The sequence below is a fragment of the Chryseobacterium sp. SSA4.19 genome (assembly GCF_022601875.1).
Lineage (GTDB): Bacteria > Bacteroidota > Bacteroidia > Flavobacteriales > Weeksellaceae > Chryseobacterium.
In genome coordinates, this window is the sequence record NZ_JAKVIP010000005.1 from 106955 (window position 1) to 131748 (window position 24794).

The window sequence follows — 24794 nt, forward strand, 5'->3', positions numbered from 1 at the left end:
ATTTTTTAAAAAGAAATTGACAAAACTTCTGCGATCCGGACGGGACTCGAACCCGCGACCTCCGCCGTGACAGGGCGGCATTCTAACCAACTGAACTACCGGATCAAATTTATAAAGAACTTCGTTTCTTTTTTGTGATGGCAAAAGTACAACTTTTTTCCTTATGTGCAAACTATTTCCCAAAAAAATGCCTTCCAATATCGGAAGGCATTCATTATCAAACTTATTATTTTATAAATGTGCACTAAGTTTTTCAGCGATTACCTCTTTAGGTGCAACCCCTACTAACTTATCTACTACCTCGCCATTCTTGAAAATAAGAACCGTAGGGATATTTCTGATACCATATTTCATAGAAATTTCCTGGTTGTTATCAACATCTACTTTTCCAACGACTGCTTTTCCGTCGAAGTCTGTTGCTACCTCCTCGATGATTGGTCCTAACGTTCTGCAAGGTCCGCACCATACCGCCCAAAAATCTACTAATACAGGTTTATCTGATTTTAAAACCGTGTCCTGAAATGAGCTATCTGTAATTTCTAAAGCCATTTTTTTATTTTTTATTTAAATTAATATGATTCTATTTATTTGCTTAAATGAACACCAAAATTAAGCCATTTAAAGCATATTGCTATCTATGCTCAACATTTGTATTTTCTATAATAAAATCGGCTGAAATTTCCTTTAATGCCGCTGCGAGAGCATCAATATCTTCTTTCGCTGTCATATGGCTGAACGAGATGCGAAGCGGCGTACAATGATCCATTTCATCTTCGGATAAAACCATCATCATCACCATAGAAGGCTTTGAAGCTCCTGATGAACAAGCGCTTCCCTGAGAAATGGCAATTCCTTTCATATCTAACTGGAGACCGATCAGCGGATTCTTATATGGAAGTAATGCACTTAAAACAGTATATAGGCTATTGTCCATCTCAGCACTCCTTCCGTTGAATTTAATCCCAGGGACCTCCGCTGTAAGCTTTTCTGCTGCATAGCTTTTAATTTGCTGCATGTGGCGCGTATAATCTTCCATATGAGCAAGAGAAAGTTCCAAAGCTTTTCCTAATCCTACAATTCCGGCCACATTTTCCGTTCCCGCTCTCAGGCTTCTTTCCTGGGGACCGCCGGTAATAATTCCTTTTAAGCCGCTTGCCTTTCTGATGAATGCAAAGCCTACTCCTTTCGGTCCATGGAATTTATGGGCACTGCAAGAGGCAAAATCCACCGGTATATCAGAAAAATCCAGATTCATATGAGCCATGGTCTGTACAGTATCCGAATGAAAAAGTGCACCGTGGATTTTACATAGCTCCGCAACTTTTTTAATATCCGTAAGATTACCAATTTCGTTATTGGCATGCATTAAACTCACCAATGTTTTCTTTTCTGAAGCCATTAGGAGCTGTTCCAGCTTTTCAAGATCAATATCGCCTTTCTGGTTAGGACGGATATAATTTACTTCTACTCCCTTTCTGCTTTTCATATCCAGAATACTTTCAGATACACATTTGTGCTCAAGAGGAGAACTGATGATTCGCTCTACTCCAAGGTGCTCAACACTGGATTTAATGATCATGTTATTAGATTCTGTGCCACATGAGGTAAAGATGATCTCGGCAGGAGTGACATGAAGATAGTCTGCCACCTGTCTTCTTACGTTTTCGATCAGAATTTTCGCTTCCTGTCCCAGGCTGTGGGTAGATGACGGGTTACCGAAATTCATTCTCATGGTACTTACCATTGCATCGATAACTTCTTCCGAAAGAGGTGTTGTAGCAGCGTTATCTAAGTATATTTTATTCATTTTACGTTGAATATTTAATTTGTGCGGAATATCTAATGGCTATGATGATATGGAAAAACCAATTTTTTACGGAAATTCTTATCAATCTATTTTCACGATGCAAAATTAGTGAAAAAATTGATAATGTCCCTCATTTGCCCAGGCCAGCATTGCTTTATCTCCGGAAGTATCTCCGAATGCGATAATTTTGTCATATCTGTTATCATTTATCTCAGATTGGATTCTCAACAATTTCTCTTTCCCATTACAGTTTTTACCAATAAAATTCCCGCTAAATACGCCGTTTTTAAATTCTGCTTTTGTAGAAACCAATTGCATCTGAAAGGCTTCTGCAAAAGGCTTGGCCCAGATATCGAGTGACGCTGTAACCAATAAACTTTGGGTATTGTCGCGGTCAATATTCTGAATAAAATCCAAAGCATTTTCACGCACGATCTTAGGATAATGTTGCTCAAAAAACTGGCGTGATTTTTTTTCTATTTTTTCCTGGGTTTGCCCTTTAAGTATAGAACCGATAAAACTTTTTTTCACCTTTTCAGTTTCAGCGAGCTTTAATTTCAATAAAATAAAAAGCGGAACATGCTTTAAAAACTGCAAACGGAATTTTGTGGGATCGTAAAATTTCAGATACATAAACATGGTATCTTTATACGTGAGAGTACCGTCAAAATCGAAACAATACAATTTTTTCATCTATCTTATCTATTTCATTTTTATGTAACGTAAAGATCTAAAACATATTTGAATGGTTAAGCTGTTAAAGCTTTAATTTTTTAAATATAAATTCAGGAATATTCCTGATGATCATCATAATAATAGCCCAGACCGGCAAAACATAGGCGACATTTCTCTGTTTTTTGTAGGCTTTAAAAATAGAAGCAGCCGCCTGTTTGGGGGTTGCCGTTAATTTTGGATTCAGTGGCAATCCTTCGGTCATTTTGGTAGCCATGAATCCCGGTTTTACCGTCATGACATGAACTTTCTTATCGAAAAGATAATTTCTTAATCCACTCAGATAAGCCGTAAATGCAGCTTTTGCACTTCCATAAATAAAATTACTCTGTCTCCCGCGGTCTCCCGCTACTGATGAAAGCCCTATAAGAGTTCCGGATCTCCTGCTTTCAAATCTCTGGGCAAAATAATTCATAACCGGGATTAATTTTGAGTAATTGATATCAATGATCCTTTCCGTATTTTTATTGTCATATAAACCCTCTTCAGTGCCTTCACCCAGATATCCGACTGCGCAAAACAACAGGCTGGAATTGATTTTTTCAAACCGGACATAATCGATTTCTTTCATCAGATCAAATTCAATGACCTCTGCCTGCTGAAGAAATTTCACATCGATATGCCGTGCGAATCGCTCAGCAGTTTCTTTATTTGAGGTTAAAAGGTAAATTTTTTCAAATCTTTCCCCTTTCCTGAGAGCTTCTTCCACAAAAGCCTGTGCAACTTCCGAAGTACTTCCTAAAACGATCATTGGGTTTACTTGTTATTTATAATTCTTTTATGCTGTAAGGAAACAAATTTTGAGCTCTGGATATTTTTAAGATAATTCGTTAAAGAAGACTTGCTCATACTGTCTTTGGTAAGATAAATTCTGCCGCCGAACTCTTCCACGATCTGGTCCAACTGACCGACCAGTTTCTTCAGTTTTGAATTCACTTTGAAATCGAGTGCCAGTGTATACCCTTCTATGGGAAAAGAATTGTACGCTTCCGGATTGTGCTTTCCGAAAAGCTTAAGAACAGCCAAAAATGAACCGCTTCCGCTTTGGGCAGTAGTTTCCAGAATCTTCCTTACTCCTTCTTTACCCCTTTCTTTAGGGATTACCACCTGGTACTGAATGAATCCCGATTTCCCATAAATCCTGTTCCATTCATGCACGGCATCCAAAGGATAGAAAAATGTTTCATAATCTATAAAGTTTTTAATTTCTTTTTTCCTCTGCCTTTTAAAGTACAGCAGATTGAAAAGCTTAACCGTCAGAGTATTTAAAACAAACCCCGGAAAGTAGAAGGGAACCGTTGGCTCAAATCTCTTCTTTAGCCGGAGAGGTTGATCTCTTAAATTTTGAGGAAGCTCTTCCTGAAAAGCATGCTCGCCTCTCATCAGAATACTTCTTCCTAAATTATTCCCTTTCTGCAGACAGTCGATCCAGGCCACAGTGTAGGTCCAGCTTTCACTTTCCTCAAACAGCGTAAAAATTTCATCCAGGTTTTCCGCTTTGATATTTTCCTGGCGGATATAGGCGGACTGGATAGTTTTAAGCTTGAATTTAGCAGTCAGAATAATTCCGGTAAGTCCCATTCCCCCGATCGTACTCCAGAATTTATCTGTATTCTCCTCTCTTGAACAGGTAATAATATCACCGTTCTCAATCATCAGTTTAAATTCAAGGAGATATTCCGAAAAGCAGCCTTCCGTGTGATGATTTTTCCCATGTACATCCGATGCAATAGCTCCGCCCACAGAAACAAATTTTGTTCCTGGTGTAACATATAAAAAGTACCCTTGTGGCACTGAAACCTCAAGCACATCTGAAAGCAGAGTACCGGATTCACATTCTATAATCCCGTTCAGGCGGTCAAAAGAAATGAATTTATTTAATTTTTTTGTTGAAAATATATGTTCACCTAATGAAGCGTCTCCATAGCATCTTCCATTTCCTCTTGCAATCAGTTCATTGTTTTCAAGTACAAATTCCTTGATCTTATGGAAACTGTCACCCGATTTCATTTCTTTTTCCACTATGGGATAGTTGCCCCAATTGGTAATTTTCTGTATAAAATTCGGCTTCATTTTTTAAAATAAATTTGGATTAAAAATGCAGCAACCCATAATATTAAAGTGATCTGGATATATCGGTCTCTGTATAAAATTTTAGTAGGAGATTCGGTTCGGTTATACACCAAGGTTTGCTGGAGATATCTTAAAAAGGCAAAAACCACAAAAAGTACCGTATAAAAAACCCTGGAATGAAACTTGGCCTGAACTTCAGGTGACAAGGTAAACATCAGATAGCAGATAATTGCCAGTGTTATGGAAATAGAAAGTGCAATATCGGCAAACTGTACATTATACCCATCCAATGCACGCCTTGTTTTTCCGGAAACCTGTGCGTTGATCAATTCGCCTCTTCTTTTCCCTATCGCCAATACCAATGCAAGCACAAACGTCAGTAAAATCGCCCATTGTGAAATACTGATTCCTGTTATAGAACCGCCTGCCAGCACTCTAAGGACAAAACCTGTAGCAATAATTGAAATATCCACAATCGGAACATGCTTTAATCTAAAGGTATAAGCGAGATTCATTATAAAATATGAGCCTATAATAATTGCGAATTTCCATAAATTTTCCTGAAAATAAGTCTGAGCAAAAAAAACCAAAGCAATATCTGCAATAATAAGCCCTACGAAAATACTGATTGCCTTTGATTTTGAAACAGCTCCGCTGGCTAAAGGCCTCCTTCTTTTTTCAGGATGCTTTTTATCCGCTTCAATATCATTATAATCATTTAAAATATAAACAACGCTGGCCGCCATTGAAAAAATAATAAAGGCAAAGATACTTTTCGTCAGTAAATCAAAATTTTTGATATTCCCTGAGAAGAATAGAGGAACAAAAACAAATAGGTTCTTCACCCATTGCTCTACGCGGAGCAGCTTTAAATATTTCTTCATTTAGATGAGTTCAAATACAAAAGTAATGATTTAAAATACGGAAGCATAAAAATACAAAAATAACCGCAAAAGCGGTTATTATGAAAATATTGATATCGTAAATAACTATTGACCCTGCTGAGCTTCATTAATCATTTTTTCATTGGCTGTAATAGCAAATTCAACTCTTCTGTTTTTTGCTCTTCCTGCATCAGTATCATTTGTGGCAACCGGCATGCTTTCACCTTCACCCTTTGCAAATAATCTTCCTGAGGCAATTCCTTTTCCTGACAGATATGCTTTTACAGCATTAGCTCTTCTTTCTGAAAGATTCATATTATAAGAGTCTGTACCTTTACTGTCCGTATGGCCGTAAATATTAATGTTAGTATCAGGATTGTTGGTCAATACCTGAGCAAGCTTGTCTAAATTCGTTTTTGCAGTGCTTGTCAGTGCAGAAGAATCAAAATCAAAATTTACAATGCTTTCATTCAAAGTAATTTTAATACCGTCTCCTACCCTTTCCACTTCAGCTCCCGGTAAAGTTTCTTTAATTTCTCTGGCTTGTTTATCCATTTTATTACCGATAACATTACCGGCAACTCCGCCAATAATTCCTCCAAGTACGGCGCCTATCGCTCCATTTCCTCCTTTTCCTACATTATTCCCTAATATTCCTCCAAGTACAGCACCAGAAGCAACTCCTACGGCAGTACCTCTCTGCTGGTGATTGGAGTTTTTCACAGTTTCACAACTTGTAAGCAGCAGTGCTGATGAGAAAAATAGTGCTCCTATATATGTTTTTGTAAATTTCATCTCTTTTGGTATTTAATTAATTTAATTATTTCATTCCTGTTCTTTCGAAGTTGTAAGTCACTCTGACATTTTCCCCATCAAAAGGAACGTTCTGTTCAAGGGAAAACTGGTCGGTTGTCTGGCTGATTAATGTTAAGGTATAGCCTGCCGTATTCTGTTTGGCTTTTGTTCCTTCAGCGATCTTTTTAAAGTTAAACGTGTTTCCGCTCACTACATCAATCTTGATAGGCTGTGTAAATCCGGCTCCGCAGGTTCCGCCTCTATTTAATGTATATGCTCCGGTCCAGTTATTAGGAATCAGTCTCCAATGGCTTCCCACAAAACATTGTGCATCAACACCATCATCAAAAGGCTTAATCTTAAATTGTTTATCGTAGTTAATGCTGACAATCTGCCAGTCACCTTTCATTTGAAGAAATTCAGATCTCTGAGTTTGGGCGGTCTTTGCATTTTTAACCCCGGAACAGGACACTGCAAAAAGCGATATTCCCAACACCCCAGCAAATAGTAACTTTTTCATTGTATTGTTTATTATTTTGTTAGAATAAAGTCACAAAAAACCGTGCCAAAATTTTAATGGAAATAAAAAAAGTCCGGAACTCCCGGACTTTATATCATTCTACCTTGTAAACAGGAAGATGTGTTATTTTTTAACTTTCTTTTTTACGGATTTTTCAGCCTTTTTTGAGCCTGCAGATTTTCCGTTATAAAAATTGGCATAAGCATATTCTGCCGCTTTTTTCAAATCAATTACACCTCCCGCCTGTGAGAAGTCGCCAAACTGATTGGCACTGCTCACATTGCTTGTTTTAACTAAAGACTCTATGATCTGAGCCGGTGTCAGATTTGGCATATAGGCCAACAATACAGCAGCAGCTCCTGCCACTACAGGGGAAGCCATTGAAGTTCCCTGTAAATATTTGTACTCATTGTGAGGAACTGTAGAATAAATTTCCTGTCCCGGAGCAAAAACATTGACCATCTTTTTGTTGAAGTTCGAGAAGCTCGCTCTTAAAGCATTATTATCATTGGTGCTTGCTCCTACAACCAAAACATTGTTTACGAATGGTTTTTCATCCGTTACATTTTTAAAATTGGTAGGATAGGCAAGGTGTTCCGCAACATCTTCATTTTCATTCCCTGCTGCTTTTACCAAAAGAACGCCTTTATCCTGAGCATATTTGAAAGCGTCCCAAACGACGTTCTTTCCGGGAGAAACCGGCTTACCAAAGCTCATATTTAAAACTTTAGCCCCATTATCCACTGCATATCGTATCGCATTTGCGACATCTTTGTCTCTTTCATCACCATTCGGAACCGTTCTTACGGACATGATTTTAGCCACTTTTGAAGCAACACCGTACTGAACTTCTTTTCCGTTCGGAAGTCCTGCGATAATCCCTGCTACGTGGGTTCCGTGTTCAGCATCCGGTCCTTCGTAATGGTTGTTACCATATGCTTTTTCAGAATAGTCGTCATAATTATCTCCTACAATTTCTTTTCTAGGATCATAATCAAGGTCATACTGCTTTGACTGAGGTCCGAAATAATCCAGTGCTTCTTTCATCTCGCTTCTGATTGATTTTTCAAATTCAGCTACAGATTTACCTTTGAGTTCAGGGTTTTGGGCGGCTTGAGTAAGAATGTTGACAGCTATCGCTTCTTTCTGTTCTGTCGGCTTTATAGCAGCTACATTTTCAGGTGTAAGCGGTTTTCCGTTCAACAACTTTACCATGGTAGGAATAGCATCGTTAATCATTGTATACATCTGGAAACTCTGTCTGGCCTCAACACTTTTTTTAGTAAAAAGCTCTTTCGCCTTCATGTACATGGCAAACTCTTCGGGCATTTTGGCTTGATTGGCTTTGTTTTTCGCAGAGTCGTCACCTTCAAAAACAGGCTTATACTTTTTCACTACACGGGTCACTTCCATGTTGTCGATGTCAATATCTGCATTTTTCCCGCCGATAAAATTCCATCCGTGAATATCATCGATATAGCCGTTTCCGTCATCATCCTTTCCGTTACCGGGAACTTCATTAGGGTTTGTCCATACATTTTTAGCCAACCCCGGATGATCTACCTGAACTCCGCTGTCCAAAACCCCTACGATTACAGTCTTCGGTTTAAGACCCTTAGATTCTAAAAATTTATATGCGTTTTCCGTATTAACCCCGTACACTTTTGTTGTGGCAAAATCTTTATGATACCAGGTCATAAGATCTTTATCTTCTTTCGGACCTACGCCTCCCTCTGCCTCCTGAGCGTAGGAAAAGCTGAATCCTGCTAAAAAAACAGCCGCTAATAATACCTTTTTCATATGTATATATTTTATTTTAAATTATATGGAACCGACAATTTCAAAATCTGCCAAAGCTTTTTGCCTCAAGCGGTTTCATATCAGTATGATTGTTTAATATTTTTAATATAAGTAAGAGATTCCGGCCCTTTGTTACAGATCAGGTCTAAAATTGATAAGTCATTCAGAAACCCCAGCTTATCCGAGAAGGTCTGATAGTATTCATCCATCTCAAATTTTGAAGGAATTTTAGCTGAAAATCTCTCTCTGAAACTGATTTCTTCCGGATTTTTGATGTATTCTGAATTCAAAGAGTATGCCTTTTCTGTTTTCAGGATCTGTTGGATAATTTCCAGTGCTTTCAGGTTGAAATCAAGCAGATTTTTTTCCTTTATCTCGAATATCTTCCTGAATTTATCTTCATAAAATTCAAAATACGGAGAACTCTGATAGGCGGTTTTAATAGATTTCCAATGAAGGTTTTTCCAATCTTCACGGTAAGAGATTTCAATGTCTTTAAACTCCCTTTTACCATTATGATGGATCGGGATAATTAAAGATAATTTTCCGTTGGCACCGTAAATATTGGCTCTGTTCCTGTAGGTTTGCTTCGGAAAACTTTCAAACTGCTCAAAAACAATTTCATTTTCAGGATCCAGGAATACTGAAAACCATGAAATCGGCGGTAAATAAAATGCCGGTAATAATACATTCTTCATATTCATTATGCAAAAATGAAGTATTTTTTCAAATACTTCATTTTATTTATATTTATTTAACTTAAGTTATAAATCGTCTTCAGTCTTTTTCTTTCTGAACAGCTTCATAAAATATTCCCATCCGAAAAACAGGATTAGGATCATTACTGCAATCCACCAGTATGAAGTTTTATTCGCTTCCCCTGTATTCGTTGCTTTAAACATTCTGTCCCAACGTATTTTAAAGGGCGCCTGGTAAGAAGAACTCGCATCCTTGAAAGCTCCCTGTAAACTCATCCAGGTAAACATCGGTTTTCCGACAATGTTTTCTTCAGGAACAAAACCAAAGAATCTTGCATCTAAAGAAGCATCACGGTTGTCTCCCACCATCATATAATAATCCTGCTGAATCGTATACTGATTGGTTTCTTTTCCGTTGATAAAGATTTTGCCGTTTTTATTTTCCAATGTATTATGTTCGTACTTTTTAATAATCCATTGATATTCGGGAAGCGTTTCCTCATTAATGGTAACGACATCACCTTTCTTAGGAATCTTCAACGGTCCGTACCAATCCTGGTTCCATGGTTTATTGATCGGGAATATGGATTGAGTCGTGTCAATGCTTTTCGTATAGGCTGTTTTATCAGCATTTAATTTATGTGAAATAGTAGCGGAATCTTTAGGATAAATATTTTCCTCCATGCTGATAACATTCGGTAAGGCTTTAATGTCTTTTGCCGTTTTATCAGTAAGTCCCTGGAACATGTAAGTAAATCCGCCTTTATCATTCTGCATTTCCCGCACCGGTAAGAATCCATAGGTATTGTACATTCCGGGAATATCAAGTTGGGTTCCCGTACTTACGGTATAAGCGTGCTGAACTTCCTGATCGCCTAAAACAGTTTCCGGTTTCCCGTTAACAAAAAGCCTTCCTGCTCTCATTTCAAACGTATCACCGGCAGTGGCAACACATCTTTTCACATATGGATCTTTTCGGTCGATTGCAGTGTGTACAGAATCCTGCGGATAGTTAAAAACAACCACATCATTCCGTTGCGGTTTATTAAACTGTAATATTCTTTCATATGGTAATTTTACAGCATCCACATAAGATTTAGGATCATCCTTCGGGTTTCCTTTTTCACCCGTATCCATTATAGTTCCCTGTAGAAAAGGTATTGCTAAAGGACGCATCGGAAGTCTATATCCGTAGCTCCATTTGTTTACGAAAAGGAAATCACCTACTAACAAGGTTCTCTCCATTGATCCCGTCGGAATCCCGAAAGGCTGTGTCACGAAAACATGGATGATTGTAGCAAATACCACTGCAAATGTAATAGACCCTAAAAAAGAATCTTTCTTCTTACCTTTTGCAAGTTTTTCTTCATCTGTTAAATAAAGATCATCTTCAGTTTCATCAATGAGCTCTGCATTTTTAGAATAGTTCGCGCTTGCCATATAAATAAATGGAAGAATGGCGGTTAAAAGAGGACTTTTCCCAAATTTCTTCATTAAATAAATATGAAAGACAGTCATCATAATCGGTCCTACAATTGGCAAATATGATAAAACAGCCCACCACGTCGGGTGTTTCGCTTCTTTTAAAATGATAAAGTAATTGTAAAAAGGTATAAAAGAAAATAACGGATTATACCCGAGCTTTTTGAACAGCTTCCAGGTGGAAATTCCCATCAATACAGACAAAATGAGAACATATACTGCATAAGTTAAAAAATAATTCATAAATTTTTGTGCCTAATCTATAATTTGAGTAACTGGTAATGAGCAATAAGTAATTTGCAGCTCATTATGACTTACTATTAGTCCGCAATGTAGGGATTTTGTTACAAAATTAAAGTCCCAAAACATCCTTCATTTCGAAATTTCCTTTTTTATCCTTAATCCATTCTGCTGCAACCACTGCTCCCAATGCAAATCCGTTCCTGTTGAAAGCGGTGTGTTTGATCTCAATCTCATCTACTTCACTTCTGTAAAACACGCTGTGGGTGCCCGGAACCTCATCTTTGCGGATGGCAAAAATACCCAATTGATTTCCCTGAGTCTCTTCCAGCTTCCAGGCATCGAATTTCGGATTATTTTTAAAGATTCCTTCTGCAATAGAAATTGCAGTTCCGCTTGGTGCATCTTTTTTATGAACATGGTGAATTTCTTCCAGCTGGCAGGAATATTCGTCTACATTTTTCATCAGGTCAGCCAGCTTTTCATTTAAGGCAAAAAACAGATTAACACCTAAGCTGAAATTAGAGCCATATAAAAAAGCGGTATCATTTTTAACTGCCAGCTGTTCGATTTCATATTTTCTTTCCAGCCATCCTGTAGTTCCACAGATCACCGGAACCTTATTTTCAAGACAAGCCTTAATATTTTCATAAGCGGCTTCGGGTAAGGAAAATTCAATGGCTACATCCGGATTGTTAAGATTTTCAGCAGTCGGGGTTTCTTTTAACCGAGCAACAATTTCATGACCTCTTTTGGTCGCAATTTCATCGATGATCCTGCCCATTTTACCGTATCCAACTAATGCTATTCTCATATGTATTTAATTTTCTGTTCCTGCTTCATGTAGTTAAAGAAGGCATCACATCCTAAAAAACAGTTCTGTATTATTTTTAAAATCTGTAGCTTAAACTCAATCCTGTTTTGGGCGGAGCAATTCCATATTGATCCTGAATGACCGCCGGACTGAATGACAAATCCGGATCATGGCGGCTTTCATATAGGTGAGCATCCACAACAGCATCTACAATATTTAAAATATAAATCAATCCTGCAATGGCAATAAAGTAATCTCTTTGCCTTTTTGCACGGTCCTGTGCATTTCCCAGTGCTACTTTATCCAGCCACGGATGGGTATCAACAAATTCATTCGGAGTCCCGTTGAGCTTGGCAATGTAATATTCGCGGTATTTTCTGTACTGTTTGTCATTCCAGACTGCAATGCCCACTCCGGTACCTACCGCTCCCCACACAATAGGAATTTTCCAGTATTTCTTATTATAAAACTGCCCTAATCCCGGCAGTACTGCAGAATACAAACCCGCTTTTGTAGGATTTAACTTTAAGGTTTTGCCGGTTGTCCCGTTGGCTTTTTCAAGCTCAGAAACCATACTGGCTTCCGTTTTTGCATTGTTTTCTACAGAAACACTGTCTGTCGGATGGTATTCCACTCTTATAGTATCATTAGGGTTCACCTGCGAGTAGGCAACCGCAAAAAGACAAAGGAAAAATGTGAAAAATATTTTCTTCATTTATTTGATATGAGATAAAATATATTCCAGTTCGTCTTCATTTTTGAAATCGAGAACAATCTTACCTTTTTTACCGTTTCCGGTGGTTTTTATTTCAACTTTTACATCCAGAATGTCTGCAATGGTTTTCTGAGCTCTTTTATAATTGTTATTAAGCTCAACTTTTGCTCTTTTTGCAGCGGCTGACTTAGGGTTCTTGAGTGCTGTAGCAGCCTGTTCGGCCTGGCGTACATTCAGTTTTTCTTTAATAATCAGATCGAACAAAATCTGCTGGTGTTCTTCATTTTCCAGACTGATGATTGCCCTTCCGTGTCCTGCAGAAATCTCTCCGCTTCGGATGGCATTCTGAATATCGGGATTCAGCCTTAATAACCTGATGGAGTTGGTAATCGTACTTCTGTCCTTTCCTACCCTCTGGCTCAGATTTTCCTGGGTAAGACCGATTTCATCCATTAGCCTCTGATACGTCAGCGCAATTTCAATGGCATCAAGATCTTCTCTCTGGATATTCTCCACAAGAGCCATTTCCAGAAGTTCCTGGTCATTCACCAGACGGATGTAAGCAGGAATCGAATCAAAACCGGCCATTTTGCTTGCCCTGTAACGTCTTTCCCCTGAGATAATCTCAAACCTTTCCCCATCTTTCCTTAAGGTAATCGGTTGAATAACTCCTAAGTTTTTAATGGACTGGGCAAGTTCATTTAATGATTTTTCGTCAAAATAAGTTCTTGGCTGGGTTGGATTGGGATAAATATCTTCAATGGCAATTTCTACGATATTGCCTACGAATTTATCTGCTCCTTCATCCGTTGCGGAATTGATTGTCGCTTTGGATTCAGCGCTTAATATTGCGCCTAAACCACGTCCCATCGCTCTTTTTTTGTCTTTCATATCTGCGTTTAGCTTTAGCATGTGCTATGAGCTTTTTAATTCTTTACTAATTTTTCGTTTTTTAAGAGAACTTCTTCCGCCAGCTGAATATACTGGATCGCACCTTTGCTCTCGGCATCGTAATTCAGGATGCTTTCTCCAAAGCTTGGAGCTTCACTCAGCCTTACATTCCTGCTGATGATCGTTTCGAAAACCATTTCTGGGAAGTGGGCATTAACTTCTTCCACAACCTGATTTGATAATCTTAAACGGCTGTCGTACATGGTAAGCAGCAAACCTTCGATATCAAGGTCTTTATTATGTATTTTCTGAACGTTTTTAATGGTATTCAACAGTTTGCCAAGCCCTTCCAACGCGAAATATTCACACTGGATCGGAATGATCACAGAATCCGCTGCCGTAAGCGCATTAACGGTAATCAGCCCTAAGCTGGGTGCGCAGTCGATAATAATGTAATCATAGTCATCTTTTACGGTCTGTAATGCTTTTTTCAACATATACTCACGGTCTTCCTTGTCCACCAGCTCAATCTCTGCCGCTACCAAGTCAATATGAGAAGGCACAATATCGAGATTGGGTGTTGCCGTCTGCTTGATACAGTTTCGGGTTTCCACACTGTGCTCCAAAAGATTATAGGTAGAATATTTTACATTCTCAACGCCCAGACCTGAAGTTGCATTCGCCTGAGGATCAGCATCAATAATCAAGATCTTCTTTTCCAACACTCCTAATGCTGCGGCTAAATTTACAGCTGTTGTGGTCTTTCCAACTCCTCCTTTCTGATTAGCGATCCCTATGATTTTTCCCATTATTCGAACTTTAAGGCTCAAAAATACACATTTTTCCTTGCTCTAAGTGAATCAATAAAACGAAAGTTGAGTTAAAATATTGTTAATAAGCCATTTAACAATAAAAAAAATTATCCACAAAAAAAAATATTTGTGGATAAGTGTTTATTATTTGTAATTGTTATCTAATTCTCAAACTTCATGGAGATCGGAAATTTGAAATAACTTCGTACGGCCTGGCCTTTCACTTTAGCAGGAACCCATTTTCCTTTAATGGATCTTACCGTCCTTAAAGCTTCACTGTTGAAATCAGCATTTTTACCATCTGCTTTAAGCCCTGAAATGGTTCCGTCTTTTTCTACAATGAAAGTAACCGTTGTTTTCATCACACCGTCAGAATCCATACCGGAACCGTCAAAGTTATTCATTACTTTATTTCTGAAAGCGTCAAGGCCTCCCACAAAATTAGCTTCAACATCCACTACAGTTTTAGGTGTATTATCTTCAGGCTTAGGCTGAACTTCAGGCTTTACAGGAGTTGTAGAAGTTCCGCCTGTATTGATGGGAGGAGCAATTGGAATATAAGCAGGTGTTGTGATTTCTTTCCCTTCAGAAGTCTGAATTCCCGCAACTGCATTTTGATGATCTTTGGGCGTATCCTTTTTTTCATTTGTTACCACCGCTTTTGGTTCAGGGACTGTTTTATCAATAGTCTTGATCTTAATAGCAGCAGGTTCTGGTTTTACTTTTACAGGAGGATCATCCCGGTCAACTTTTTTTAGCTTAATAACTACGGGCGGACCATCTACTGGTATATGTACTGAAGGAGTACTTTTAAATACATTAATTGCCAACGGCGTCAAAGAAATAGCTGCTAACAAGCCTACTCCAATAAACAGCGCTTTTGTTAAAATTTTGTCTGATTCGTTTCTGAGAACGTAAGCACCGTACTCTTTGTTGCGGTGTTCGAAAAGAACTTCGTTGAATCGAAATTCCTGATTCTGATGCATGTGTTTCATCCTTTTAAAAATTTAAGCATTAATTGAGATTATTAGTTTCTTACCCTTTATTCGTAAATAATATTTTAACATCAAAATATCTGCCAAAACAACATCAAATACATACCATTTTTAAATTTTAGGTGATAATTTAAAAATTTAACTATGTTTCAAATAACAAATACAAAGTGTAAATTCACAATATATTTGAGAAGAAAATCTTTCAATATCACATAGAATGTTCGCAATCGCGATATAAGACAAAAAAAGAGACTATCAAACTGACAGTCTCCTTATTATTATAATGATAATTATCTTAGAATAATTCTTTCCTGATGATGTTCTGACTTCTTTCAGGCCCTACAGATACCAGGTATACGTTGATTCCCAAATATTTTTCGATAAACTCGATATATTTCTGGGCCGTATCCGGCAGTTCATCATAGCTTCTTACTTTCGTCAGATCTTCTGTCCAACCAGGAAGATCCTGATAGATCGGTTCGTAATTGTACAATTTTTCCGTTGACGAAGTGAAATAATCGATGATTTTTCCGTCTTCCGTTTTATAGTGGGTTACAATTTTAAGGTTTTCAATTCCTGTAAGAACGTCTAATTTCGTAATCACCAAATTATTAATTCCATTGATCATACAGGCATGCTTCAAAGAAACTAGGTCTAACCAGCCTGCTCTTCTCGGTCTTCCGGTAGTGGCTCCGAATTCACCGCCAATCTGTCTGATGCTTTCTCCCAATTCATTGTTTAATTCAGATGGAAAAGGTCCGTTCCCAACTCTTGTACAGTATGCTTTGGCAACACCGATTAAGTTTTGAAGGGATGTCGGCGGAACACCGGCTCCCGTACAAACGCCTCCCGTAGATGGAGAAGATGAAGTTACGTATGGATATGTTCCGAAGTCGATATCAAGCATCAAAGCCTGTGCTCCTTCGAATAAAACGTTTTTACCGTCTCTGATCGCTTCATTTAATTCCAGTTCCGTATCAACGATTCTGTCCTGAAGCTGTTTTCCGATTTCTAAATATTCGTTGTAAATTTCTTCAACGTCTAAAGTCGGTTTTCCGTAATATTTTTCAAAAAGAGAATTCTTAATTTTTAAGTTTTTCTCGATTTTGTCTCTTAAAATCTCAGGATTCAGAAGGTCGATCATTCTGATACCAACTCTTGCAATTTTATCTTCATAGCAAGGTCCGATTCCTTTTTTCGTCGTTCCGATCTGCGTTCCTCCGTGTTCTTCCTCACGGTAAGTATCCAAAAGAATGTGGTAAGGCATGATCACATGCGCTCTTCTGCTGATGAAAATGTGATCTGTTCTCAAGCCTTTGCTCTCGATCTGATTCACCTCCTTAATGAAAGATTTAGGATTTACCACTACTCCATTGGCAATGATACACTTCCCTTTGCACTGAAGAACTCCCGATGGAAGAAGGTGCAAAACGAATTTCTCATCCCCTACATAAACCGTGTGACCAGCGTTGTCCCCACCCTGGAAACGTACAACGTAATCCGATTTTGCCGATAAAACATCCGTGATTTTTCCTTTACCTTCATCTCCATACTGAAGACCTACAACTACGTAAGTTGACATATTTTACTTTTATTTTAGATTCATGCAAAATTACTTTTAAAAAATTGGGTGGGCAAATTTGTGGTGGATTTTATTTTATAGAGTAAGTTTGACCTTTAATTTTTAATCCTTTTTCTACGAATAATAACTAAAAGAAATAATAAAGCGACAAAAGAAAAAGCTAAAATCATTTCTTTACTAATTTTATTCGTCTCAGTCTCCGTTTTAATAATATCTTTATTATTTGCTATAATAATACCTTCATTTGCATTAGAAACAACAACAGTTTGAGTTGTATTATCATAAGCATTTTTTTGAGAAGTTTGCTCAGACATATTAATAGCTTCTCCTAAATCTTTTGGCGCTTCTCTAAAGCCTGATATAGATTGTGCAGAATTTCTTATAGCTGAATTTTCAATATTTTTATATTTATTCGCTTCTTCTTTTTGTTGCTGTGAAAGCTTGTTTATATCTAGTTTTTGCTGTCTTTGAGCACTTAGTCTTTTTTTCATTTCCCTCATTCGTTCAGTGTCATTTGGAGATTCTGCATAAGGATTATTTTTTTGATGATATTCCTTTTCATATTCATCAAAAACTTTATCCAAATCATCCAAACCTTGTTGTTGAGAATAAACAAAGCTAAAAGATAAGACCATCCAAATCATTAAAATTCTTTTCATTTTTATTTGTTTTGATTCAAATATACTTAAAACATAGCAAATTGATTCATTTAAAAATTTCAAATCAATCATTGTCCAAATTTTCAATATAAAACACAAAAAAAATCACATTTTCATAAATTTCAATTACAAAAAAAAAACAATCAATACCAATAATTGGTATCTTTGATTTAAAATTAAAATAATGGCAAAAAACACATCCATATTATTAGGCGATTATTTCGACAACTTTATCAATCAACAGATTAAATCTGGAAAATTCTCTTCAGCAAGTGAAGTTGTGAGAGCAGCATTGCGAATGTTTGAATATGAAGAATCTAAAAAATCAGAATTAATCAACGAATTAAAAAAAGGTGAAAAATCCGGATTTGTTGAAAATTTTGACCGTAAAGAATTTTTAAAAAATCTCCATCAAAAACATTCAGCCGAATAATGAAATACAGAATAAGCACAGAAGCGTCAATCGATTTAGAAAAAATTTGGTTGTACACTTTTGAGACTTGGTCAACTGAACAGGCTGATTATTATTTTGATTTGATTATGAATGAAATTGAATACTTATCTAAAAATCCAAAATCAGGAAAAGATTACAGTAAAATTAGAAAAGGCTATTTTCGTTCAAGAGTAAAATCACATTTCATCTTTTATAAAATTAATATGAACACTGAAGAGATTGAAATCATCAGAATTCTTCATCAGCAGATGGATATTTTATCAAGATTGGATGAATAAAACGCAATTCTAACCTCACAGGTTTTAAAACCTGTGAGGTTAGAATTTTCAAAAATAATATTTTAATTCAATAAAATCTCACTCCTCACCCCAATCTCCTCCAAAAACATCTCATCATGCGAAATCACCAGCAAAGTTCCATGATAATCCTTAATAGAATTCGTCAGAATTTCCACATTTTGAAGGTCTAAATTATTGGTCGGTTCATCGAGTATCATCATATCGGGAGCTTTTTGGCTGATGGAAAGTCCGCACAGCAGGAGACGCAGGCATTCTCCGCCACTCAGAAAAACACACTTTTTATCCCAGTTTTCCTTTCCGAATAAAAATCTTGACAATAAGGTTTTTACTTCAGATTCCTGCAACGCACTATCATTAAACTGTTGGACAAATTCATAAACTGTTGCCTGTCTATTAATTAAAGAATATTCCTGATCAATATACACCGTCTGAAAATCGGATCTCGAAATGGTTCCTGTAGAAGGCTGCAAAGCTTCCAACAACAGCTTGATCAAAGTCGTTTTCCCTGAACCGTTCGAACCTTTAATGGAAATTCTGTCACCGCTTCGGATTTCAATATTGAGATTTTCTTTCCAAAGATTTTTATCGCCATATTTAAAATTAATCTCCTCTGCTGAAATCAAAATTTTACCTGAATGCAGATTTGAATCATTAAAATTCACTTTCATCTGATCTACATTTCTCACCGACGAACGCAAATCCCTTAAATCACCGGAAATATCATTAATTTTCTCAGCATGAACAGATTTTAATTTTGAAGAATTTTTCTCGGCATTGTTCCGTAGCGTATTCATCATAATTCTCGCGACACCCGATTTTTCCTGTTTACCTTTTCCTCTGGCATCGAGCTTTTGTTTTCGTTCAATGGTTTCGCGTTCTTTTTCTTTCGCCTTTTTCAGTGCGCGTTCTTTGGAATGAATATCATTTTGCAACACTTCATTTTCAATTTCTTTTTGTTCGGCATAAAAATCATAATTTCCTCCATACGTTGAAATTCCCTGATTGCTCAGTTCGAAAATCGTATTCACCAGGTTCAGCAAAGTACGATCATGGCTGACGATCACGACTGTAGAATTTGTTTTTTCAATAAAATCATACAACAGATTGCGACTTTCCAGATCGAGATGATTCGTTGGTTCGTCCAGCAAAATAACTTCAGGTTGATTGATTTGAATACCTGCCAGAAAAACCTTCGTTTTTTGTCCCCCACTCAAGGTTTCCAGTTTTTTGTTCAAACCTACATGTTCAAGCTTCCAATATTGCAAAGCTTGCTGACAACGTTCTTCAATGTCCCAATCATCATTTAGAATTTCAAAATAAATTTCATCCACTTCCCCATTGGTGATTTTTTTAAGTGCATCGAGTTTTTTACCAATTTTCAAACACTGTGCGATGGTGAGATCATTGAAATTCCCAAACATCTGAGGAACATACAATACATCACCCTGAATGTGGACATTATCTTCCAAAGGTTCAATTTCATTCGCCATGATTTTCAGTAAGGTAGATTTCCCCATGCCGTTACTTCCGACCAAAGCCGATTTTGAGTGAGAAGGTACTGTTAAACTGATTGTATTCAAAAGAAGATTCCCCGCAGGAAACCCAAAGGATATATTGTGTAGAAAAAGCATAATTTCTTTCTGTAATTAAAGTTAAAACTGCAATAACTTGTTTTGTTATTGTTGATTAAATCTGAAAGAAATAGTATCCTACATGCTGATATTTTGGGTTTTGTAAGTGGCAAAGATACTAATTTTAAAAATATTCTTTATTCTTAAATAAAATAATCAAAGCCTAAGAATGGATCTTTGCTGAAAATAAATTCTGCTCTCTAACAATTATGAGCGTTTTGTGTATTCAATATCAAGTTTTGGATACAGAACTTGCACCGATCGTCAATACTTCCTGCAATATAAGTTTCATGAATATGAGCAAGCTGTAAAATATTTCCATCAAAAATCCGTAACTTTGCCGCCTACTAAAAATTTTATGGAAAGTATTAAAGTTCACGACAAAACTTTTGTTCCTTATTTGGAGGATGCCGAAATTCAGGAGATTGTAAAAAAAACCGCTTTAGAAATTTACGAAGATTACAAGGACGAAGTTCCTGTTTTTATTGGGGTTTTAAACGGTGTGATTATGTTTTTCTCAGATCTTTTAAAGCATTACCCGGGACCTTGTGAAATCGCTTTTATACAGATGAGTTCTTACGCCGGCACGGAATCTACGGGAATCGTCTACCAGAAAATGGAACTGACAAAAGATGTAAAAGACCGTCATATTATCCTTGTAGAAGATATTGTAGACACAGGCAATACGGTGGAAAGCCTTTTTAAATATTTTAACGAGACCCAACGTCCTAAATCTGTAAAAATTGCTTCTTTCCTTTTGAAACCTGAAGTGTATAAAAAAGATTTCAAACTGGATTATATCGGGAAGGAAATTCCGAATAAGTTTGTATTGGGGTACGGATTGGATTATGATGAACTGGGAAGAAACCTGCCGAACCTGTATCAATTGTCAGACGGAAAAATCAACCATTAAACGGCTGCAGGCTTTTAGCTTCCGGCTATCAGCTTTTAAAATTATATCTAAATAAAAGTAAATATTAACTAAAAAAGCTGACAGCTTCTTGTATAGAGCTTAAAGCAAATCAACATTATGATAAACATTGTTCTGTTCGGCCCTCCGGGAAGTGGAAAAGGTACACAAGCTCAAAATTTAATTGAGAAATTTAATTTAAAGCAGATTTCAACGGGTGACCTTTTCAGATTCAACATGAAAAATGATACCGAGCTTGGAAAACTGGCTAAATCATACATCGATAAGGGAGAACTGGTGCCTGACCAGGTAACGACCGATATGCTGATCGACGAAATCAGAAAACCCAGTGATGCTGCAGGATTTATCTTCGACGGATATCCGAGAACAGCCGTTCAGACGGAAGCCTTGGAGAAAATTGTAAAAGAAGAACTGAATGATAAGATCGATGTTTGTCTTTCTTTAGTGGTAGAAGACCGGATTTTGGTGGAAAGGCTGCTAAAAAGGGGCGAGATCAGCGGAAGATCAGATGACAGCAATAAAGAAATTATTGAGAACAGGATCAAAGAATATTACACAAAAACAGCAGAAGTTGCCGAACTGTACAAACAGCAGGGAAAATATGTTGAGATCAACGGTGTCGGGGATATCAGCGAGATTTCGGAAAAGCTTTTTGCTGAAGTAGAAAAAATAAAATAGTTAGAAGTTATGAGCTGTGGTTTATTATAATTCATTCTCATAATTCATCACTCATCACTCATAATGATAAGAAATGTCAAATTTTGTAGATTACGTAAAGATTCATTGTAAAAGCGGCCATGGTGGTGCAGGTTCTGCGCATCTCCGCCGTGAAAAATACATTCCCAAAGGAGGTCCGGACGGAGGTGACGGCGGCCGCGGTGGCCACATCATCATGAAAGGGAATGCCAATGAATGGACTTTACTTCCTCTTCGGTATACGCGTCACGTGAAAGCGGAACGAGGGGAAAACGGAGGAAAAAACCAGTTAACCGGCGCTTACGGAGCGGATGTATATATTGAAGTTCCTATAGGAACTATTGCCAAAAATGAAGACGGCGAAATCATCGGCGAGATCATGGAAGACGGACAGGAAATCATCCTGATGGAAGGCGGAATGGGAGGAAAAGGAAATGAACATTTTAAATCTTCTACCAACCAGACTCCTCGTTTTGCACAGCCGGGAATGGACGGGCAGGAAGGCTATGTTGTCTTTGAGCTTAAAATCTTAGCAGATGTAGGTCTTGTAGGATTCCCTAACGCAGGGAAATCTACCCTGTTGTCCGCTGTTTCTGCGGCCAAGCCTAAAATTGCAGATTATGCTTTTACCACTTTAACTCCAAATCTCGGAATCGTTGATTACCGAAATTACAAATCCTTTGTCATGGCAGATATTCCGGGGATTATTGAAGGTGCGGCAGAAGGAAAAGGATTAGGACACCGCTTCTTAAGACATATTGAGAGAAATTCCATTTTATTATTCCTGATTCCTTCAGATTCTGAAGATCATTTCCAGGAATTTAAAATTCTGGAGAATGAGCTGAAAGAATACAATTCTGAATTGCTGGATAAAGATTTTATTATCTCCGTTTCAAAATCGGATCTTCTGGATGATCAGCTGAAGGAAGAAATTGCCGCAGAATTTCCTGAAAACAAACAACCGTTGTTTTTCTCCGGGGTTACAGGAGAAGGTCTTGTTGAACTAAAGGATGCGATCTGGAAGCAGCTGCATGGATAAATTTAAACCATTAACAAAAATATAAAGTACACACTCCTGTGTACTTTTTTAATATCCTAAAAATTAAAACCATAAAATTTAAAATTATGAGAAAGAACTTTGTATTTGTTCTGTCATTAACTATTTCAGCCTTCGTTTATGCACAGGATACGCAACAAGACGAAAGGTCAAATCCGCAATCCAATAATAAGATGAGTTTTGGGGTAAAAGGCGGTTATTCTTTATCAAACATGAAATTTTTTGATGATAAACTTGATTCAAAATCGTATTTCTATGTGGGAATCGTTGCAGAACAGCCTGTTTCTACTAAAATAAGCGTGCAGGCAGAAGCATTATATACCCAACTTGGCGGAAAGCAGAATTTTCCGGTAGTGGATTTTACGGACTCCGGAGTCATAGAAAGAGGAAATATTAAGTTTGATTATCAACTGACACAAATTCAGGTTCCGATATCTTTTAAATATTATTTCATTCCTAATTTATCAGCGTCTGTCGGAATGAATCTGGGCTTTAACCTTTCTGAAAAAGTGAAGACAAAGGAGGTTGTGAATGGGGCGACTTCCAGAAATTATGACAACATCAAATCATTGAACCTATTTCCGTTCTTAGGTGCAGAATATAAGATCAATGAACATTTCTTTGCAGATGCGAGATATCATTTTAATTTCATAGAAGTTAATAAAGGCGCATTGCCAACCAAAATCGGTTTTCTACAGGTTGGTGCAGGCTATCGATTTAAGTAGGAATTTAAAAATGAAGAATCCGTTTCTTAATAAGGAAACGGATTCTTTATTTCTAAGTTAATTATCTTTTGTACAGATTAAGACTTTTTCATCTTTGGAAAATCCATAATACGCATCGCCATCAAGGTTTCTTATGTCCACGTGGAAACCTGCTTCTTTTAATCTGTTTTCTAATCCATCAACAGAATAGATTCTCACATGATCTTCCTGTCCGAAATGCTTTAACCGCTCTCCGGCAGAAACCACTGAATTATCCTCATAGATGTCTCCTTCTTTAAAGGGAGTCTGAATCAGGGCTGTTCCCCCCTTTTTAAGAACCCTGTAGAGTTCAGACATGGCTTTCCTGTCATCTGCGATGTGTTCTAAAATATGATAGCAGACAATTAAATCAAACGTTTCTCCTTCTGTCTGAATATTGGTGATATCGTAATGATAATCGGAAAGAAATTCGTTTTCAAAATCAGTTGGAAAATAGGAAATATCTTTCTTGCTTTTCCATTTTCTGTACAACATTCTGGAAGGTGAAAAATCCAGGAATGACATATTGGGTTTTAAAAATTCTTCCTGCAGCATGTTATACAGCCTTCTGGTTCTCGGAAGACTTCCGCAGACAGGACAGATCAGCTGGCCGTTTTGCAGCTGGACGAAGTTTTTCAATTTTGTCCCGCAAACCGTACAGGCATTATTTTTCCCCTGGTACAGAGGTTTTAAAAACCTCCTGAAGTGATCTTCATTTTTTATAAGGATCTCTTTAGGAATCATTTTTTTAACCACTGATTTTAACAAGTTATACATCAAGTCATTTTTACAACCGTCAAAATAACAAAAATTTAATAAGATTCCGGCTTAAACTGATTTTTCATTAGTTAATTTTTAATACTGAAAGGTTAATTTCCTGTTGGAACAATTTTTGAAATCATCCATTCTAAAATGAGATTATGAAATACGTACTTACCTTATGTGCATTTATTGTTCTTTTTTCATGCACTGCGCAAAAAGGAAATTCAAAATATTCTGTTGTTGAATATGAAGCCGGAGCCTGTTTTGGATCATGTCCGATCTTTAAGCTCACCATCAATCCTGACAGGACTGCCGTACTGGAAGCAGAACATTTCAATTTCTCAAAAGAATTTGCGAAAAGTGAATTTGACAAACCCAGAGAGGGAACTTTTAAAGGAACCATCAAAGAAGCAGATTACAATAAATTAATCGTATTGCTGGATGAATTAAACGTAAAAAGCCTGAATGATAAATATGGAACAAGAAATATTTCAGATCTTCCCACTTCTTATTTAAGAATAAAATTCAGTGACGGTACGGTGAAGAATGTGGAAGATTACGGGAAGAGAGGAACGGAGAAACTGTCACAGGTGTATAAGTTTTTTGAAGACCTGAGGCTGAACCAGCAGTGGACAAAAGTTAAATAAGCGCTTTAAAATAATTACGCTATCTTTGCAGTATATTTCGCGGCATTCTCAGCCAGAAGGTAAATTTATTTTACT

General features: G+C 37.2%; 27 protein-coding genes and 1 tRNA gene. 7 read left to right on the forward strand and 21 right to left on the reverse strand.

What is annotated here, in order from left to right:
* Window positions 1-31: 31 nt before the first annotated feature.
* The 19 genes from MKJ01_RS04870 to MKJ01_RS04960 form a co-directional block, all read right to left on the reverse strand.
* Window positions 32-105: transfer RNA gene (locus tag MKJ01_RS04870), tRNA-Asp, on the reverse strand.
* A gap of 126 nt (window positions 106-231) precedes the next feature.
* Window positions 232-549 carry a thioredoxin gene (trxA, locus tag MKJ01_RS04875; RefSeq protein WP_241612192.1) on the reverse strand — a complete coding sequence of 106 codons (318 nt, stop codon included), beginning with the start codon at window positions 547-549 and terminating at the stop codon, window positions 232-234.
* Window positions 550-631: 82 nt separating this feature from the next.
* On the reverse strand, window positions 632-1807 hold the full coding sequence (locus tag MKJ01_RS04880; protein WP_241612194.1) for a cysteine desulfurase family protein: 1176 nt from the start codon (window positions 1805-1807) through the stop codon (window positions 632-634).
* Window positions 1808-1912: 105 nt separating this feature from the next.
* Window positions 1913-2500, reverse strand: coding sequence for an HAD family hydrolase (locus MKJ01_RS04885; protein WP_241612196.1), 588 nt, complete (start codon window positions 2498-2500; stop codon window positions 1913-1915).
* Between the two features lie 64 nt (window positions 2501-2564).
* On the reverse strand, window positions 2565-3290 hold the full coding sequence (locus tag MKJ01_RS04890; protein WP_241612198.1) for an SDR family NAD(P)-dependent oxidoreductase: 726 nt from the start codon (window positions 3288-3290) through the stop codon (window positions 2565-2567).
* A 5-nt stretch (window positions 3291-3295) separates the two neighbouring features.
* Window positions 3296-4612, reverse strand: a complete 1317-nt coding sequence (locus MKJ01_RS04895; RefSeq protein WP_241612200.1) for an FAD-binding oxidoreductase — start codon at window positions 4610-4612, stop codon at window positions 3296-3298.
* The gene (locus MKJ01_RS04900) at window positions 4609-5496 is read right to left on the reverse strand and encodes a decaprenyl-phosphate phosphoribosyltransferase (protein WP_241612202.1); all 888 of its coding nucleotides are present in this window, start codon (window positions 5494-5496) and stop codon (window positions 4609-4611) included. The genes MKJ01_RS04895 and MKJ01_RS04900 overlap by 4 nt, the downstream gene beginning before the upstream one ends.
* 105 nt (window positions 5497-5601) lie before the next feature.
* Window positions 5602-6291 (reverse strand): OmpA family protein, encoded by a 690-nt coding sequence (locus MKJ01_RS04905; protein WP_241612204.1) that lies wholly within the window; start codon window positions 6289-6291, stop codon window positions 5602-5604.
* Between the two features lie 25 nt (window positions 6292-6316).
* Window positions 6317-6811, reverse strand: a complete 495-nt coding sequence (locus tag MKJ01_RS04910) for a lipocalin family protein (protein WP_241612206.1) — start codon at window positions 6809-6811, stop codon at window positions 6317-6319.
* A 123-nt stretch (window positions 6812-6934) separates the two neighbouring features.
* Entirely contained in the window at window positions 6935-8611 is a 1677-nt protein-coding gene (locus MKJ01_RS04915; RefSeq protein ID WP_241612208.1) for a S8 family serine peptidase, read from the reverse strand.
* 80 nt (window positions 8612-8691) lie between these two features.
* Complete coding sequence (locus tag MKJ01_RS04920) at window positions 8692-9309, reverse strand: WbqC family protein (RefSeq protein WP_241612210.1); 618 nt, start codon at window positions 9307-9309, stop codon at window positions 8692-8694.
* Window positions 9310-9375: 66 nt separating this feature from the next.
* A complete protein-coding gene (gene lepB, locus MKJ01_RS04925; RefSeq protein ID WP_241612213.1) occupies window positions 9376-11034 on the reverse strand; it encodes a signal peptidase I in 1659 nt (552 codons plus the stop codon).
* Between the two features lie 109 nt (window positions 11035-11143).
* Entirely contained in the window at window positions 11144-11845 is a 702-nt protein-coding gene (dapB, locus tag MKJ01_RS04930) for a 4-hydroxy-tetrahydrodipicolinate reductase (protein WP_241612216.1), read from the reverse strand.
* Window positions 11846-11921: 76 nt separating this feature from the next.
* Window positions 11922-12560, reverse strand: coding sequence for a DUF5683 domain-containing protein (locus tag MKJ01_RS04935; protein ID WP_241612218.1), 639 nt, complete (start codon window positions 12558-12560; stop codon window positions 11922-11924).
* Window positions 12561-13451 (reverse strand): ParB/RepB/Spo0J family partition protein, encoded by an 891-nt coding sequence (locus MKJ01_RS04940; RefSeq protein WP_241632519.1) that lies wholly within the window; start codon window positions 13449-13451, stop codon window positions 12561-12563.
* Window positions 13452-13486: 35 nt separating this feature from the next.
* A complete protein-coding gene (locus MKJ01_RS04945) occupies window positions 13487-14260 on the reverse strand; it encodes a ParA family protein (protein WP_241612222.1) in 774 nt (257 codons plus the stop codon).
* Between the two features lie 164 nt (window positions 14261-14424).
* Window positions 14425-15258, reverse strand: coding sequence for an energy transducer TonB (locus tag MKJ01_RS04950; RefSeq protein WP_241612224.1), 834 nt, complete (start codon window positions 15256-15258; stop codon window positions 14425-14427).
* 295 nt (window positions 15259-15553) lie between these two features.
* Entirely contained in the window at window positions 15554-16840 is a 1287-nt protein-coding gene (locus MKJ01_RS04955) for an adenylosuccinate synthase (protein ID WP_241612226.1), read from the reverse strand.
* A 95-nt stretch (window positions 16841-16935) separates the two neighbouring features.
* Window positions 16936-17499, reverse strand: coding sequence for a hypothetical protein (locus MKJ01_RS04960; protein ID WP_241632512.1), 564 nt, complete (start codon window positions 17497-17499; stop codon window positions 16936-16938).
* 184 nt (window positions 17500-17683) lie between these two features.
* Here MKJ01_RS04960 and MKJ01_RS04965 point away from each other — a divergent pair, with 184 nt between their 5' ends.
* Together MKJ01_RS04965 and MKJ01_RS04970 are read left to right on the forward strand one after the other, a co-directional pair.
* Window positions 17684-17932, forward strand: coding sequence for a type II toxin-antitoxin system ParD family antitoxin (locus MKJ01_RS04965; protein WP_241612230.1), 249 nt, complete (start codon window positions 17684-17686; stop codon window positions 17930-17932).
* Window positions 17932-18231 carry a type II toxin-antitoxin system RelE/ParE family toxin gene (locus MKJ01_RS04970; protein ID WP_241612232.1) on the forward strand — a complete coding sequence of 100 codons (300 nt, stop codon included), beginning with the start codon at window positions 17932-17934 and terminating at the stop codon, window positions 18229-18231. The genes MKJ01_RS04965 and MKJ01_RS04970 overlap by 1 nt, the downstream gene beginning before the upstream one ends.
* A 62-nt stretch (window positions 18232-18293) precedes the next feature.
* On the opposite strand, the gene MKJ01_RS04975 is transcribed toward MKJ01_RS04970, so the two are convergent.
* Window positions 18294-19883 (reverse strand): ABC-F family ATP-binding cassette domain-containing protein, encoded by a 1590-nt coding sequence (locus MKJ01_RS04975; protein WP_241612236.1) that lies wholly within the window; start codon window positions 19881-19883, stop codon window positions 18294-18296.
* Window positions 19884-20241: 358 nt separating this feature from the next.
* On the opposite strand from MKJ01_RS04975, the gene hpt reads away from it, so the two are divergent.
* The 4 genes from hpt to MKJ01_RS04995 all read left to right on the forward strand — a co-directional run bounded on the left by hpt (window position 20242) and on the right by MKJ01_RS04995 (window position 23292).
* Window positions 20242-20796 (forward strand): hypoxanthine phosphoribosyltransferase, encoded by a 555-nt coding sequence (gene hpt / locus MKJ01_RS04980; protein ID WP_241612238.1) that lies wholly within the window; start codon window positions 20242-20244, stop codon window positions 20794-20796.
* A gap of 117 nt (window positions 20797-20913) precedes the next feature.
* Window positions 20914-21492, forward strand: a complete 579-nt coding sequence (locus MKJ01_RS04985; protein WP_241612240.1) for an adenylate kinase — start codon at window positions 20914-20916, stop codon at window positions 21490-21492.
* Window positions 21493-21565: 73 nt separating this feature from the next.
* A complete protein-coding gene (gene obgE, locus MKJ01_RS04990; protein ID WP_241612242.1) occupies window positions 21566-22549 on the forward strand; it encodes a GTPase ObgE in 984 nt (327 codons plus the stop codon).
* A gap of 86 nt (window positions 22550-22635) precedes the next feature.
* On the forward strand, window positions 22636-23292 hold the full coding sequence (locus tag MKJ01_RS04995; RefSeq protein ID WP_241612244.1) for a porin family protein: 657 nt from the start codon (window positions 22636-22638) through the stop codon (window positions 23290-23292).
* Window positions 23293-23349: 57 nt separating this feature from the next.
* Here the strand turns inward: MKJ01_RS04995 and MKJ01_RS05000 are convergent, their stop codons facing one another.
* A complete protein-coding gene (locus tag MKJ01_RS05000) occupies window positions 23350-24054 on the reverse strand; it encodes a bifunctional 2-polyprenyl-6-hydroxyphenol methylase/3-demethylubiquinol 3-O-methyltransferase UbiG (RefSeq protein ID WP_241612246.1) in 705 nt (234 codons plus the stop codon).
* A 176-nt stretch (window positions 24055-24230) separates the two neighbouring features.
* Between MKJ01_RS05000 and MKJ01_RS05005 the strand changes: the two genes are divergently transcribed.
* On the forward strand, window positions 24231-24719 hold the full coding sequence (locus MKJ01_RS05005) for a DUF6438 domain-containing protein (RefSeq protein ID WP_241612248.1): 489 nt from the start codon (window positions 24231-24233) through the stop codon (window positions 24717-24719).
* The last annotated feature ends 75 nt before the right edge of the window (window positions 24720-24794 follow it).

Excerpts from the sequence above, each read along its gene's own strand:
- trxA (WP_241612192.1), bottom strand. The coding sequence starts at position 549 with ATGGCTTTAGAAATTACAGATAGCTCATTTCAGGACACGGTTTTAAAA.
- MKJ01_RS04880 (WP_241612194.1), bottom strand. The coding sequence starts at position 1,807 with ATGAATAAAATATACTTAGATAACGCTGCTACAACACCTCTTTCGGAA.
- MKJ01_RS04885 (WP_241612196.1), bottom strand. The coding sequence starts at position 2,500 with ATGAAAAAATTGTATTGTTTCGATTTTGACGGTACTCTCACGTATAAA.
- MKJ01_RS04890 (WP_241612198.1), bottom strand. The coding sequence starts at position 3,290 with ATGATCGTTTTAGGAAGTACTTCGGAAGTTGCACAGGCTTTTGTGGAA.
- MKJ01_RS04895 (WP_241612200.1), bottom strand. The coding sequence starts at position 4,612 with ATGAAGCCGAATTTTATACAGAAAATTACCAATTGGGGCAACTATCCC.
- MKJ01_RS04900 (WP_241612202.1), bottom strand. The coding sequence starts at position 5,496 with ATGAAGAAATATTTAAAGCTGCTCCGCGTAGAGCAATGGGTGAAGAAC.
- MKJ01_RS04905 (WP_241612204.1), bottom strand. The coding sequence starts at position 6,291 with ATGAAATTTACAAAAACATATATAGGAGCACTATTTTTCTCATCAGCA.
- MKJ01_RS04910 (WP_241612206.1), bottom strand. The coding sequence starts at position 6,811 with ATGAAAAAGTTACTATTTGCTGGGGTGTTGGGAATATCGCTTTTTGCA.
- MKJ01_RS04915 (WP_241612208.1), bottom strand. The coding sequence starts at position 8,611 with ATGAAAAAGGTATTATTAGCGGCTGTTTTTTTAGCAGGATTCAGCTTT.
- MKJ01_RS04920 (WP_241612210.1), bottom strand. The coding sequence starts at position 9,309 with ATGAAGAATGTATTATTACCGGCATTTTATTTACCGCCGATTTCATGG.
- lepB (WP_241612213.1), bottom strand. The coding sequence starts at position 11,034 with ATGAATTATTTTTTAACTTATGCAGTATATGTTCTCATTTTGTCTGTA.
- dapB (WP_241612216.1), bottom strand. The coding sequence starts at position 11,845 with ATGAGAATAGCATTAGTTGGATACGGTAAAATGGGCAGGATCATCGAT.
- MKJ01_RS04935 (WP_241612218.1), bottom strand. The coding sequence starts at position 12,560 with ATGAAGAAAATATTTTTCACATTTTTCCTTTGTCTTTTTGCGGTTGCC.
- MKJ01_RS04940 (WP_241632519.1), bottom strand. The coding sequence starts at position 13,451 with ATGAAAGACAAAAAAAGAGCGATGGGACGTGGTTTAGGCGCAATATTA.
- MKJ01_RS04945 (WP_241612222.1), bottom strand. The coding sequence starts at position 14,260 with ATGGGAAAAATCATAGGGATCGCTAATCAGAAAGGAGGAGTTGGAAAG.
- MKJ01_RS04950 (WP_241612224.1), bottom strand. The coding sequence starts at position 15,258 with ATGAAACACATGCATCAGAATCAGGAATTTCGATTCAACGAAGTTCTT.
- MKJ01_RS04955 (WP_241612226.1), bottom strand. The coding sequence starts at position 16,840 with ATGTCAACTTACGTAGTTGTAGGTCTTCAGTATGGAGATGAAGGTAAA.
- MKJ01_RS04960 (WP_241632512.1), bottom strand. The coding sequence starts at position 17,499 with ATGAAAAGAATTTTAATGATTTGGATGGTCTTATCTTTTAGCTTTGTT.
- MKJ01_RS04965 (WP_241612230.1), top strand. The coding sequence starts at position 17,684 with ATGGCAAAAAACACATCCATATTATTAGGCGATTATTTCGACAACTTT.
- MKJ01_RS04970 (WP_241612232.1), top strand. The coding sequence starts at position 17,932 with ATGAAATACAGAATAAGCACAGAAGCGTCAATCGATTTAGAAAAAATT.
- MKJ01_RS04975 (WP_241612236.1), bottom strand. The coding sequence starts at position 19,883 with ATGCTTTTTCTACACAATATATCCTTTGGGTTTCCTGCGGGGAATCTT.
- hpt (WP_241612238.1), top strand. The coding sequence starts at position 20,242 with ATGGAAAGTATTAAAGTTCACGACAAAACTTTTGTTCCTTATTTGGAG.
- MKJ01_RS04985 (WP_241612240.1), top strand. The coding sequence starts at position 20,914 with ATGATAAACATTGTTCTGTTCGGCCCTCCGGGAAGTGGAAAAGGTACA.
- obgE (WP_241612242.1), top strand. The coding sequence starts at position 21,566 with ATGTCAAATTTTGTAGATTACGTAAAGATTCATTGTAAAAGCGGCCAT.
- MKJ01_RS04995 (WP_241612244.1), top strand. The coding sequence starts at position 22,636 with ATGAGAAAGAACTTTGTATTTGTTCTGTCATTAACTATTTCAGCCTTC.
- MKJ01_RS05000 (WP_241612246.1), bottom strand. The coding sequence starts at position 24,054 with ATGATTCCTAAAGAGATCCTTATAAAAAATGAAGATCACTTCAGGAGG.
- MKJ01_RS05005 (WP_241612248.1), top strand. The coding sequence starts at position 24,231 with ATGAAATACGTACTTACCTTATGTGCATTTATTGTTCTTTTTTCATGC.